Origin of the sequence: Enterobacter cloacae complex sp. P24RS (genome assembly GCF_014982165.1) — a bacterium.
In the GTDB taxonomy this organism is placed as follows: domain Bacteria; phylum Pseudomonadota; class Gammaproteobacteria; order Enterobacterales; family Enterobacteriaceae; genus Enterobacter; species Enterobacter quasihormaechei.
Genome location: NZ_JADCKU010000002.1, coordinates 204,682 through 217,633, shown reverse-complemented (window position 1 = coordinate 217,633; position 12,952 = coordinate 204,682). Strand labels below are relative to the sequence as shown.

The following is a 12,952-nucleotide window of genomic DNA, read 5'->3' as shown; positions in this document are numbered from 1 at the left end:
GACAATCCAGAGCTCACCGTTCGCACGGGATGAACAATCATGTTTAAACAGCTTCAGGATATGGCGCTGTTTGCGCTGGTGGCAGAAATGGGCAGCTTTACCGCGGCGGCGCTGAAAGCTGAGCTGCCGAAATCCAGCGTCAGCCAGCGCATCAGCCAGCTTGAACAGCAGGTGGGGATCCGTCTGCTGAATCGCACCACGCGCAGGATCAGCCTGACGTTCGCGGGCGAGCACTATCTGGTGCACTGTCGCGAGATGCTGGCGGCCAGCGAGCGGGCGGAGTATGCCATTCAGCGCCTGCGCGAAAACCCCAGCGGACGGCTGCGTATTACGTGTCCGGCGGGGATTGGCGCGACCCTGCTGGCGCATATGAATGCCGAGTTCCAGCTTCGCTATCCTGACGTTTCGCTCGATGTTTCAATTTCAGATGATGTCCTCGATCTGGTGGAGTCGGGTTTCGACGTTGCCCTGCGAACCGGGAAACCTCAGGACTCTTCCCTGATCGGCCGCATGATAGGGCACTGTCCACGCTACATGCTGGCATCGCCCGACTATCTGGCGCGCCGGGAGCCGTTAACCCATCCCCGACAGCTGGTGGATCACCGTTGTATTACCCATAAATCCTGGGCTGAGTGGTTGTTGCAGAGCGAGAGCGAGGATTATCGCTTTCTGCCGGATAACGCCCATCTGACGGATAACCTGGTGTACGCCCGCGAGTGCGCGATTGCCGGGGCGGGGATCACGCTGTTACCCGCATTCCTGCTGGAAGACAAAATCGAGAGAGGCGCGCTGGTGAAAGTGCTGCCGGAGTGGAGCGTTGAGGGAAACGATCTGTGGCTGGCCTATCCGAGCCGTAAGCTCAATTCGCCCGCGCTGATGAGCTATATCGAGTTTGCGATGGAGTTTGACGAGGTGAAGCGGTATTACGTGGGCAAATAAAAAAGCCGGGTGGCGGCTTCGCCTTACCCGGCCTACAAACAGAGCAGAACCGTAGGCCGGGTAAGCGTGAGCGCCACCCGGCTTTTTTTGGCACTTACTTAGCAATACGCTTGTACTTAATACGCTTCGGCTCCAGCGCGTCAGCGCCCAGCGTGCGTTTCTTGTACTCTTCGTATTCGGTGAAGTTACCTTCGAAGAACTCCACTTTACCTTCGTCCTGGTAGTCCAGGATGTGGGTCGCGATACGGTCAAGGAACCAGCGGTCGTGCGAGATAACCATGGCGCAGCCCGGGAACTCCAGCAGGGCGTTTTCCAGCGCGCGCAGGGTTTCGATGTCCAGGTCGTTGGTCGGTTCATCGAGCAGCAGAACGTTGCCGCCAACCTGAAGCAGTTTCGCCAGGTGCAGACGACCACGCTCACCGCCGGACAGCTCGCCCACGCGTTTGCCCTGGTCGGTGCCCTTGAAGTTAAAGCGGCCAACATAGGCGCGGCTTGGCATCTCGGTATTGCCGATACGCATGATATCCAGCCCGCCGGACACTTCTTCCCACACGGTTTTGCTGTTGTCCATCGCGTCGCGGAACTGGTCAACGGACGCCAGCTTCACGGTCTCACCCAGGGTGATAGAGCCGCTGTCAGGCTGCTCCTGACCGGACATCATGCGGAACAGGGTGGATTTACCCGCGCCGTTCGGACCGATAATGCCCACAATCGCACCTTTCGGTACGGAGAAGGTCAGATCGTCGATCAGCAGGCGGTCGCCGTATGACTTACGCAGGTTGGTCACTTCAACCACTTTATCCCCCAGACGTGCTCCAGGCGGGATAAACAGTTCGTTGGTTTCGTTACGCTTCTGGTATTCGGTGTTGTTCAGCTCTTCGAAGCGCGCCAGACGGGCTTTGCCCTTGGACTGACGGCCTTTCGCGCCCTGACGAACCCACTCCAGCTCTTTCTCAATAGACTTACGGCGCGCCGCTTCCTGAGAAGCTTCCTGCGCCAGACGCTGATCTTTCTGCTCCAGCCAGGAAGAGTAGTTGCCTTCCCACGGAATCCCTTCACCGCGGTCCAGCTCCAGGATCCAGCCTGCCACGTTGTCGAGGAAGTAACGGTCGTGGGTAATTGCCACTACGGTACCTTCGAAGTCGTGCAGGAAGCGCTCCAGCCAGGCCACGGATTCGGCATCCAGGTGGTTGGTTGGTTCGTCGAGCAGCAGCATGTCTGGTTTTTCCAGCAGCAGGCGGCACAGCGCCACGCGGCGGCGCTCACCACCGGAGAGGTTAGCGATTTTTGCATCCCAGTCCGGCAGACGCAGGGCATCGGCCGCGCGCTCCAGCTGCACGTTCAGGTTGTGACCGTCGTGCGCCTGGATAATCTCTTCATATTTGCCCTGCTGAGCGGCCAGTTTGTCGAAGTCCGCATCCGGCTCGGCGTATTTGGCATACACTTCATCCAGACCTTTCAGCGCGTTAACCACTTCGGACACCGCTTCTTCAACGGATTCACGCACGGTGTGCTCCGGGTTCAGCTGAGGTTCCTGCGGCAGGTAGCCGATCTTGATGCCAGGCTGCGGACGGGCTTCACCTTCGATGTCTGTATCGATGCCGGCCATGATGCGCAGCAGGGTGGACTTACCGGCACCGTTGAGACCCAGAACACCAATTTTTGCGCCCGGGAAGAAGCTCAGCGAGATATTTTTAAGAATATGACGTTTCGGCGGGACAACTTTGCCGACACGATGCATGGTATAAACGAATTGAGCCACGTTGGACTTCGCCTCTTTTATCGTGATGAGAATGAATTTCAGCCTCGAAGTGTAGCCTTTTTCACGCCCTAATCCCAGCCAGGAACGTCGGGAGTGTTAAAACGCGCAAGAAAGGTAAAAAAGTGTCCACGACGTGGCGCGTTGTGGGATGCCTGGTTAGCATAAGTTGAGGTAACTTTGACGTGGCAAGACGCTGCAACTAACGAAAAACAATGAGGAAGAGCTTGTGGAAAAAGCCAAACGGGTGGTCTGGCGTCTGCTGGCTGCCAGCGTATGCGTAATGGCGGTAAGCCAGGCGGTGCATGCCGATTCACTGGATGAACAACGTAACCGCTATGCCCAGATTAAACAGGCATGGGACAACAAGCAGATGGATACCGTGCAGGCGCTGATGCCGACGCTGAAGGATTATCCGCTGTATCCGTACCTTGAGTATCGCCAGATCACGGACGATCTCATGAATCAACCGACCGTCACCGTGAATAACTTCATTCAGGCGAACCCGACCCTGCCGCCTGCGCGCACCCTGAAATCCCGGTTCGTGAACGAGCTGGCCCGTCGTGAAGACTGGCGCGGCCTGCTGGCCTTCAGCCCTGATAAACCGGGTGCGACGGAAGCGCAGTGTAATTACTATTATGCGAAATGGGCGACCGGCCAGCAGGAGGAAGCCTGGGCCGGGGCGAAAGATTTGTGGTTGACGGGCAAAAGCCAGCCAAACGCCTGTGACCCGCTTTTCAGCGCCTGGCGCGCCTCGGGCAAGCAGGATCCGCTCGCTTACCTGGAACGCATTCGCCTGGCAATGAAGGCCGGAAACACCCGGCTGGTCAACGTGCTGGCGGGCCAGATGCCAGCGGATTATCAGACCATTGCGTCTGCCGTTATCGGTCTGGCAAACGATCCCAACACCGTGCTGACGTTTGCGCGTACCACCGGCGCGACCGATTTTACCCGTCAAATGGCGGCGGTGGCCTTTGCCAGCGTGGCGCGTGACGATGTGGAAAACGCGCGGCTGATGATCCCGCAGCTGGTGCAGGCCCAGCAGCTTAATGACGATCAAACCCAGGAGCTGCGCGACATTGTGGCGTGGCGACTGATGGGCACGGATGTCACCGACGAACAGGCGCGCTGGCGTGACGATGCGGTGATGCGTTCAAACTCCGTTTCGCTGGTGGAGCGCCGCGTGCGCATGGCGCTGGGCACGGGCGACCGCCGCGGCCTCAATACCTGGCTGGCGCGTCTGCCGATGGATGCCAAAGAGAAAGATGAGTGGCGTTACTGGCAGGCGGACCTGCTGCTGGAGCGTGGCCGTGAAGACGAAGCCAAAGCGATCCTCCACTCCCTGATGCAGCAGCGCGGCTTCTACCCGATGGCGGCGGCACAGCGTCTGGGTGAGGAGTACACGCTGAAGATCGACAAAGCGCCCGCCAACGCGAACCCGGCGCTGACCCAGGGGCCAGAAATGGCCCGCGTGCGTGAGCTGATGTACTGGAATCTGGATAATACCGCGCGCAGCGAGTGGGCCAATCTGGTGACCAGCCGTACCGTCGATGAGAAGGCGCAGCTTGCCCGCTACGCGTTTGATAATCGCTGGTGGGATCTGAGCGTACAGGCGACGATCGCCGGCAAGCTGTGGGATCATCTTGAGGAGCGTTTCCCGCTGGCGTACAACGATCTCTTTGAGCGCTACACCCGCGACAAAGATATCCCGCAGAGCTACGCGATGGCGATCGCGCGCCAGGAGAGCGCCTGGAACCCGAAAGTGCGTTCTCCGGTGGGGGCCAGCGGCCTGATGCAGATTATGCCGGGCACCGCGACGCACACGGTGAAGATGTTTAATATCCCGGGGTACAGCAGCCCGTCCCAGCTGCTGGATCCGGATACCAACATCAATATCGGTACCAGCTACTTGCAGTACGTCTATCAGCAGTTCGGTAATAACCGCATCTTCGCGTCAGCGGCGTACAACGCAGGGCCTGGGCGCGTGCGGACGTGGCTCGGCAACAGCGCAGGGCGACTCGACGCCGTGGCGTTCGTTGAAAGCATTCCGTTCTCGGAAACGCGCGGATACGTGAAGAACGTGCTGGCGTATGACGCCTACTATCGGCACTTCATGGGGGAGAAAGATGCCCTGATGAGCGATGCTGAGTGGCAGAGACGTTACTGATCGGCGTGGGTTGTGTTATGCTGTACTCGTTAATGAGTACAAGAGGCAGCATAACATGACCCAGCATTCCCCGTATTCCTCGGCCATGGCCGAACAGCGTCATCAGGAGTGGCTTCGTTTTGTGGAGCTGCTTCGACAGTCTTACGAGCAGGATTTGCACCTACCCCTCATGCAGCTGATGCTTACGCCGGACGAGCGTGAGGCGCTGGGCACGCGCGTGCGGATTATTGAAGAGCTATTACGCGGTGAGATGAGCCAGCGCGAGCTGAAAAACGAGCTGGGCGCGGGCATCGCGACTATCACCCGTGGATCGAACAGCCTGAAGTCTGCGCCGGTTGAGCTGCGCCAGTGGCTGGAAGCGGTATTGCTGAAAAACGCCGGATGACGGCTTCGCCTTATCCGGCCTACAAACTTAACGATAAATCGCGTTATGAAACGGGCTCAGCGCCAGGATCACCGCCTGGTGATAAACGCTCGAACGGGTGAGCTTGCCGGCGGTAAAGACGCCAATCGCCCCTTCTTTACGCCCAATTTCATCAATGCCGGTGTACTGTGACATCACCGGCCCGAGCGCTTCACCTGCGCGGACTTTTTCCAGAATGACCTCCGGCAGCGGCAGGGTGGCTGAACGCGCTTCGCCGCGCTGCTCGCGGCTTTCGATGACAACCCAGCTAAAGGTTGCTCCTTCGTCGATGCCCGCTTCAATCGCGACCCAGAAGTCAGCGTCGGGTGCGGCGGCTTTTGCATTCGCCACGCGATTTCGTGCGCCAGCGCGCGTTTCCTCGCTGCCAAACGGCTGTTCCGGCACGCCACTCTCGACGCCGACGGCGTCCATATGGCAGGATCCTTCGCCGAAGATCTCTTCAAATGCCCTTAGAATTGCCTGAATTTTGGCAGGATTGGTGGTAGCAGAGACAACATGGTGCATAATTAAGCTCGATTAAAAAATTCATCGCAGTATAACGGAAAAAAAGCATGTTACAGGTATACCTTGTTCGCCACGGTGAAACGCAGTGGAACGCCGAGCGACGTATTCAAGGGCAGTCAGACAGTCCTCTCACCGACAAGGGTGTGCAACAAGCGTGGCAGGTGGCGGAGCGCGCCAGAACGCTGGGCATCACTCACGTTATCTCCAGTGATTTAGGCCGCACGCAGCAGACGGCACGCATCATCGCCGATGCCTGTGGCTGTGACGTCACCCTCGAACCGCGCCTGCGCGAGCTGGATATGGGCGTGCTGGAAAAACGTCCCATCGATACGCTGACGGAAACCGAAGAAGGCTGGCGTCGCATGCTGGTGAACGGTACCGAAGATGGCCGCATCCCGGAGGGTGAATCCATGCAGGAGCTGAGCGTGCGTATGCATGCCGCGCTGGCCGAGTGCCTGAAGCTTCCGGCAGGTAGCCGTCCGCTGCTGGTGAGCCACGGTATCGCGCTGGGTTGCCTGGTGAGCACCATTCTGGGTCTGCCGGCTTACGCCGAGCGCCGTTTACGTCTGCGCAACTGTTCCATTTCCCGTATCGACTATCAGGAAAGCGCCTGGCTGGCATCGGGGTGGGTGGTTGAAACGGCAGGGGACATTTCGCATCTTGATGCCCCTGCACTGGACGAATTACAGCGTTAACGACGTACCGGAATCAGGAATTCCATACGCAGATTGATAGGGCCTTCTTCCGGTTTAGCATCCTGTGCCGGATAGTAGCGCTCAATGTCCTGACCTTTACGGCGATTCAGATTCAGCATCGGCATGCAGGTCCCGTAAACGGTCAGGATGAACTCCTGAACGCCCGTTCCTAACCCTTCGTATGAGAACATTACATATTCGCCGCCTTCCAGCACGACAGGCTGCGAGCCATGAATGTACCCGTTCGCCATGTCAGGCGTGAGCGCCGTGGTATAAAACACCTCCTGCTCGTCGTCTTTTTCCTGGCTTGGATGCGTTTCGTTCAGGCCATACAGAATCGGCGGGATCGCCGGCGCGTGGCTTAAAAATTCGCGCCAGAACTGAACGCGCATCTGATGGCGGAACTCGGAGATCTGCTCCAGGGAACAGGAGTAGCTCTGGGTGGTGCCGACCAGGTGCGTTTCCGGCAGGGTGATGATTTCATATTTTGGCATCGCAAATTCGCCCAGACGCAGCGGCGGACGCATACCAAAGGAGCTCCAGTCAGGCGAGCGGCGATAAAGCGCAGGCGTTAACGAGAACTGTTTCTTAAAGGCGCGGGTAAAGGTTTGCTGTGAATCGAAGCGATATTGCAGGGCAATATCGAGGATGGGTCGCGCGGTCAGGCGCAACGCAACAGCAGACTTTGATAACCGACGTGCACGAATATAGGCACCGATAGCATGACCGGTGACATCCTTGAACATCCTTTGCAGATGCCACTTGGAATAGCCTGCTTTTGCCGCCACATTATCCAGTGACAATGGCTGGTCGAGATGACCTTCCAGCCAGGTGAGCAGGTCGCGAATAATTCCAGCCTGATCCATATACTATCCTCATCCTTAAAACTGCCGCAGGTGCCTGTTTACAGGTTAGCGGATAATAGCATTTTTTGACGTTTTAGCATTCAGTGTTTTTTTTGCGCATAAATGCTTTTTGTGGGGGTTTATGTGCGGATATATTCTAATCCTGTGATCTTGCTACATTTTTAGCTAACGTGTTGAATAATCGCTCAGCGTAATTTTTTATGAATGGTAACAATATGAAATACAAGGCTTTACTCTTTACAGCGTTGGTACTCATGGCGGGAAGCGCAGCGCAGGCTGAACAGGTGGGCTCTGTGGATACCGTGTTTAAAATGTTTGGGCCGGACCACAAAATTGTGGTGGAGGCCTTTGACGATCCGGATGTTAAAAACGTCACCTGCTACGTCAGCCGGGCAAAGACGGGCGGGATTAAAGGCGGGCTGGGGCTGGCTGAGGATACGTCTGACGCGGCCATTTCCTGCCAGCAGGTCGGCCCGGTTGAATTGAGCGACAAAATCAAAAACGGCAAAGCTCAGGGCGACGTCGTATTCCAGAAACGGACCTCGCTGGTGTTCAAAAAGCTACAGGTGGTGCGTTTCTACGATGCGAAACGCAACACGTTAGCTTATCTGGCTTATTCCGACAAAGTCGTGGAAGGCTCACCGAAAAACGCGATCAGCGCGGTGCCCATTATGCCGTGGCATTGATAAAAAAAACGGCGCAAATGCGCCGTTTTTTACTGCGTGACGTGACGGATTATTCCTGTAGGTCACCGCAGAAACGATAGCCTTCACCATGGATCGTGGCGATGATTTCCGGCGTATCAGGCGTAGATTCGAAATGTTTACGAATACGACGGATGGTAACGTCAACGGTACGATCGTGTGGCTTCAACTCACGACCGGTCATTTTCTTCAGCAGTTCTGCACGGGACTGGATCTTGCCCGGGTTTTCGCAGAAGTGCAGCATCGCGCGGAATTCACTGCGCGGCAGTTTATACTGCTCACCGTTCGGGCTAATCAGCGAACGGCTATTGATATCAAGTTCCCAGCCGTTGAATTTGTAGCTGTCGACGCTACGACGCTCTTCACTGACCGTACCCAGATTCATGGTGCGGGACAGCAGGTTGCGTGCACGAATGGTTAACTCGCGTGGGTTAAACGGCTTGGTGATGTAGTCGTCCGCGCCGATTTCCAGACCAAGAATTTTATCAACCTCGTTGTCACGGCCTGTCAGGAACATCAACGCGACGTTCGCCTGTTCACGCAACTCGCGCGCCAGAAGAAGGCCGTTTTTGCCCGGCAGGTTGATATCCATAATCACCAGGTTGATATCATTTTCAGAAAGGATCTGATGCATCTCTGCGCCATCGGTCGCTTCAAAGACATCGTAGCCTTCTGCTTCGAAAATGCTCTTTAACGTGTTGCGTGTTACCAACTCGTCTTCAACGATAAGAATGTGCGGGGTCTGCATGTTTGCTACCTAAATTGCCAACTAAATCGAAACAGGAAGTACAAAAGTCCCTGACCTGCCTGATGCATGTCGCAAATTAACATGATCGGCCTAACGTGACTAAAGTACGTAATTGCGTTCTTGATGCACTTTCCATCAACGTCAACAACATCATTAGCTTGGTCGTGGGTACTTTCCCTCTGGACCCGACAGTGTCAAAAACGGCTGTCATCCTAACCATTTTAACAGCAACATAACAGGCTAAGTGACACCGGACACCCAATAAAACTACGCTTCGTTGACATATATCAAGTTCAATTGTAGCACGTTAACAGTTTGATGAAATCATCGTAGCTGAATGCTAGCCTTTGTCACAATTTTTCAATAAACCAACTAGTTGCGGACATTGATTGATAAACGATACGAATCCAATCAGAAAAGAGTATTCATATAGTCATTATCATTACAAAACATAAGGATAATATACTTCTGTTAACATTCTAACTGATTGTTCAGTCACAAAATAGTTTAGCTTTTTTTAATTGTTATGAAACGCTATTTCGGTGATTTGTGTTGCAAAATTGTAAATTCGTGCTGCGTAATATGTTGAAGTGAATCACATTTTTACCTGCTAACTGATTAAAAAGAGAGCATAAATGCATCTGTCGATTGTGCTGGTGGCACCAGCAAGAGCTGAAAATATTGGCGCTGCGGCGCGTGCCATGAAGACCATGGGTTTTACCGATTTGCGTATTGTAGACAGCACGGCGCATCTGGAGCCTGCCGCACGGTGGGTGGCGCACGGTTCGGGTGATATTCTCGATAATATAACCACTTACGCGACGCTCGCTGACGCCCTGCACGATATTTCCTTTACCGTCGCGACCACCGCGCGCAGCCGGGCGAAGTTTCACTATTACGCCACGCCTGCTGAACTGGTGCCCATGCTGGAAGAAAAAAGCCAGTGGCTGGAGAAAGCGGCGCTGGTGTTTGGGCGCGAAGATTCGGGGCTGACGAATGAAGAGCTGGAGCTGGCTGACGTGCTGACGGGCGCGCCGATGGTGGCGGATTATCCGTCACTTAATCTGGGCCAGGCGGTGATGGTTTACTGCTATCAATTAGCATCCTTAATACAAATTTCTCAGCCACCGGTGACGGCAACGGATGAAAACCAGCTGGCGGCCCTGCGCGTTCGCGCTGACAAACTGCTTATGCAGCTGGGCGTGGCTGACGATCGGAAAATGGTGGACTGGTTGCAGCAGCGCCTGGGACGTCTTGAACAGCGCGACACGGCAATGCTGCACCGATTGCTCCATGATATTGAAAAAAAATTAGCCGAGTAAAATGCTGTCATAAGTTTTTAATATGGCCGATCTCGCTGATAACTGGGGTTGCATATGGGGTATTCGGATGAAAATAAATCTGCTCGCAGCGGGACGTGAGAATGTCCCGAATTGTGATCAAAGTAAAAATTCATTGACTTAAGGTGCCCGATCCTTTAACCCTAAAAGAATAGAGCACAGACAGATAATAATGACAGAGTACACAACATCCATGAAACGCATCAGCATCACCACCATTACTACAACCACCATCATTACCACAGGTAACGATGCGGGCTGACGCGTACAGGAAAAACAGAAAAAAGCCCGCACCTGAACAGTGCGGGCTTTTTTTTCGGCTAAAGGAAATGAGGTAGAACCATGCGAGTGTTGAAGTTCGGCGGTACGTCAGTGGCAAATGCGGAGCGTTTTCTGCGCGTTGCCGATATCCTGGAAAGCAACGCCAGGCAGGGGCAGGTTGCCACCGTGCTCTCTGCCCCGGCCAAAATCACGAACCACCTGGTGGCGATGATTGAAAAAACCATTGGTGGTCAGGATGCACTTCCGAACATCAGCGACGCTGAGCGTATCTTCACCGAGCTGCTTCAGGGGCTGGCAGATGCCCAGCCGGGCTTCCCGCTGGCGCAGCTGAAAACCACCGTTGAACTCGAATTTGCCCAGATTAAACATGTCCTTCACGGTATCAGCCTGCTGGGTCAGTGCCCGGACAGCATCAACGCGGCGCTGATTTGCCGGGGTGAAAAACTCTCCATCGCCATCATGGCGGGCGTGCTGGAAGCGCGCGGTCACCGCGTGACGGTCATCGACCCGGTTGAAAAACTGCTGGCGGTGGGCCACTACCTCGAATCCACCGTGGATATTGCCGAATCAACCCGCCGTATCGCCGCGAGCAAAATCCCCTCTGACCATATGATCCTGATGGCGGGCTTTACCGCCGGGAACGAGAAGGGCGAATTAGTCGTGCTGGGCCGTAACGGCTCTGACTACTCCGCTGCCGTGCTGGCCGCGTGCCTGCGCGCAGACTGCTGTGAGATCTGGACTGACGTCGACGGCGTTTATACCTGCGATCCGCGCCAGGTGCCGGACGCCAGGCTGCTGAAGTCCATGTCGTATCAGGAAGCGATGGAGCTTTCCTACTTCGGCGCCAAAGTACTTCACCCGCGCACCATCTCCCCGATTGCCCAGTTCCAGATCCCATGCCTGATTAAAAACACCGGTAACCCGCAAGCGCCGGGCACGCTGATTGGCGCCAGCGCGAATGAAGATGACCTGCCGGTGAAAGGCATTTCGAACCTGAATAACATGGCGATGTTCAGCGTCTCCGGCCCGGGTATGAAGGGGATGGTCGGCATGGCTGCACGCGTGTTTGCCGCCATGTCCCGCAACGGGATCTCGGTGGTGCTGATCACCCAGTCCTCTTCCGAATACAGCATCAGCTTCTGCGTACCGCAGGGCGATTGCCTGCGCGCCCGTCGCGCGCTGGAGGAAGAGTTCTATCTGGAGCTGAAAGAGGAGCTGCTGGAGCCGCTCTCTATTCAGGAGCGTCTGGCGGTGATCTCCGTCGTTGGCGACGGCATGCGCACCCTGCGTGGTATCTCTGCCAAATTCTTTGCCGCGCTGGCGCGTGCCAATATCAACATCGTGGCGATTGCGCAGGGCTCGTCCGAGCGTTCAATTTCAGTTGTAGTCGATAACGACGATGCGACCACCGGCGTGCGCGTGGTTCACCAGATGCTGTTCAACACCGATCAGGTCATCGAGCTGTTCCTGATTGGCGTCGGCGGCGTCGGCGGTGCGCTGCTGGAGCAGGTGAAGCGCCAGCAGGAGTGGCTCAAGAAAAAGCACATCGATCTGCGCGTCTGCGGAATTGCGAATTCGAAAGCGCTGCTCACTAACGTCCACGGTCTGAACCTGGAAAACTGGCAGGCGGAGCTGGAAGAGGCGAAAGAGCCGTTCAACCTGGGCCGCCTGATCCGCCTGGTGAAAGAGTATCATCTGCTCAACCCGGTGATCGTTGACTGTACCTCGAACCAGGCCGTGGCCGACCAGTACGCGGACTTCCTGCGCGAAGGTTTCCACGTGGTGACGCCGAACAAAAAGGCCAACACCTCGTCGATGGATTACTATCACCAGCTGCGTCTGGCGGCGAGCAAGTCGCGCCGCAAGTTCCTGTACGACACTAACGTGGGCGCGGGCCTGCCGGTCATTGAGAACCTGCAAAACCTGCTGAACGCGGGCGACGAATTGCAGCGCTTCTCCGGCATCCTCTCCGGCTCCCTGTCGTTTATCTTCGGCAAGCTGGATGAAGGCATGAGCCTCTCGGAAGCCACCCGTGCCGCGCGCGAGCTGGGCTACACCGAGCCGGACCCGCGCGACGATCTCTCCGGGATGGACGTGGCGCGCAAGCTGCTGATCCTGGTGCGCGAAACGGGCCGCGAGCTGGAGCTTTCGGATATCGTGATTGAGCCGGTGCTGCCAGCAGAATTTGATGACAGTGGCGACGTCAGCGCCTTTATGGCGAATTTACCTCAGCTTGACGATGCCTTTGCCGCACGCGTGGCGAAAGCCCGTGATGAAGGTAAGGTATTGCGCTATGTTGGCAACATTGAAGAGGATGGCGTCTGCCGGGTGAAGATTGCCGAAGTGGATGGCAACGATCCGCTGTACAAGGTGAAAAACGGCGAGAATGCCCTGGCGTTCTACAGCCACTATTATCAGCCACTGCCGCTGGTGCTTCGCGGCTATGGCGCAGGGAATGATGTGACGGCGGCGGGCGTGTTTGCCGATCTGCTGCGTACCCTGTCATGGAAGTTAGGAGTTTAAG

At 56.0% G+C, this 12,952-nt stretch carries 13 protein-coding genes and 1 other annotated feature; of the genes, 9 read left to right on the top strand and 4 right to left on the bottom strand.

Annotated features, from left to right (window positions below):
* Positions 1-39 precede the first annotated feature (39 nt).
* Positions 40-939 (top strand): LysR family transcriptional regulator, encoded by a 900-nt coding sequence (locus tag INF58_RS01840; RefSeq protein WP_193526870.1) that lies wholly within the window; start codon positions 40-42, stop codon positions 937-939.
* Between the two features lie 94 nt (positions 940-1,033).
* Here the strand turns inward: INF58_RS01840 and ettA are convergent, their stop codons facing one another.
* Positions 1,034-2,701, bottom strand: coding sequence for an energy-dependent translational throttle protein EttA (gene ettA / locus INF58_RS01835; protein ID WP_006810191.1), 1,668 nt, complete (start codon positions 2,699-2,701; stop codon positions 1,034-1,036).
* Between the two features lie 226 nt (positions 2,702-2,927).
* Between ettA and sltY the strand changes: the two genes are divergently transcribed.
* Together sltY and trpR are read left to right on the top strand one after the other, a co-directional pair.
* Entirely contained in the window at positions 2,928-4,865 is a 1,938-nt protein-coding gene (gene sltY / locus INF58_RS01830; RefSeq protein WP_131636656.1) for a murein transglycosylase, read from the top strand.
* A 55-nt stretch (positions 4,866-4,920) separates the two neighbouring features.
* The gene (gene trpR, locus INF58_RS01825) at positions 4,921-5,250 is read left to right on the top strand and encodes a trp operon repressor (RefSeq protein ID WP_010427104.1); all 330 of its coding nucleotides are present in this window, start codon (positions 4,921-4,923) and stop codon (positions 5,248-5,250) included.
* A 27-nt stretch (positions 5,251-5,277) separates the two neighbouring features.
* Here the strand turns inward: trpR and yjjX are convergent, their stop codons facing one another.
* Positions 5,278-5,793 (bottom strand): inosine/xanthosine triphosphatase, encoded by a 516-nt coding sequence (yjjX, locus tag INF58_RS01820; RefSeq protein WP_131636657.1) that lies wholly within the window; start codon positions 5,791-5,793, stop codon positions 5,278-5,280.
* Positions 5,794-5,840: 47 nt separating this feature from the next.
* Here yjjX and gpmB point away from each other — a divergent pair, with 47 nt between their 5' ends.
* Positions 5,841-6,488: a 2,3-diphosphoglycerate-dependent phosphoglycerate mutase GpmB gene (gene gpmB / locus INF58_RS01815; protein WP_063867415.1), complete on the top strand. Its 648-nt coding sequence runs from the start codon at positions 5,841-5,843 to the stop codon at positions 6,486-6,488.
* Here the strand turns inward: gpmB and robA are convergent.
* Positions 6,485-7,354: an MDR efflux pump AcrAB transcriptional activator RobA gene (gene robA / locus INF58_RS01810; protein ID WP_063450712.1), complete on the bottom strand. Its 870-nt coding sequence runs from the start codon at positions 7,352-7,354 to the stop codon at positions 6,485-6,487. The two genes, gpmB and robA, sit on opposite strands and share 4 nt — an antisense overlap.
* Before the next feature lie 215 nt (positions 7,355-7,569).
* Between robA and creA the strand changes: the two genes are divergently transcribed.
* On the top strand, positions 7,570-8,040 hold the full coding sequence (creA, locus tag INF58_RS01805; RefSeq protein ID WP_063450711.1) for a protein CreA: 471 nt from the start codon (positions 7,570-7,572) through the stop codon (positions 8,038-8,040).
* Between the two features lie 49 nt (positions 8,041-8,089).
* On the opposite strand, the gene arcA is transcribed toward creA, so the two are convergent.
* A complete protein-coding gene (gene arcA / locus INF58_RS01800) occupies positions 8,090-8,806 on the bottom strand; it encodes a two-component system response regulator ArcA (protein WP_003856501.1) in 717 nt (238 codons plus the stop codon).
* A gap of 95 nt (positions 8,807-8,901) precedes the next feature.
* Here arcA and yjjY point away from each other — a divergent pair, with 95 nt between their 5' ends.
* From yjjY to thrA, 4 genes are all read left to right on the top strand, one after another.
* On the top strand, positions 8,902-9,042 hold the full coding sequence (gene yjjY / locus INF58_RS01795) for a protein YjjY (RefSeq protein ID WP_001541509.1): 141 nt from the start codon (positions 8,902-8,904) through the stop codon (positions 9,040-9,042).
* Between the two features lie 399 nt (positions 9,043-9,441).
* Positions 9,442-10,128, top strand: a complete 687-nt coding sequence (locus tag INF58_RS01790; RefSeq protein WP_112792008.1) for a tRNA/rRNA methyltransferase — start codon at positions 9,442-9,444, stop codon at positions 10,126-10,128.
* Between the two features lie 211 nt (positions 10,129-10,339).
* Positions 10,340-10,408, top strand: coding sequence for a thr operon leader peptide (gene thrL / locus INF58_RS01785; protein ID WP_072039575.1), 69 nt, complete (start codon positions 10,340-10,342; stop codon positions 10,406-10,408).
* Positions 10,347-10,464, top strand: a sequence feature (Thr leader region). It overlaps the preceding gene by 62 nt.
* Before the next feature lie 24 nt (positions 10,465-10,488).
* Positions 10,489-12,951 (top strand): bifunctional aspartate kinase/homoserine dehydrogenase I, encoded by a 2,463-nt coding sequence (thrA, locus tag INF58_RS01780; protein WP_107534662.1) that lies wholly within the window; start codon positions 10,489-10,491, stop codon positions 12,949-12,951.
* The last annotated feature ends 1 nt before the right edge of the window (position 12,952 follow it).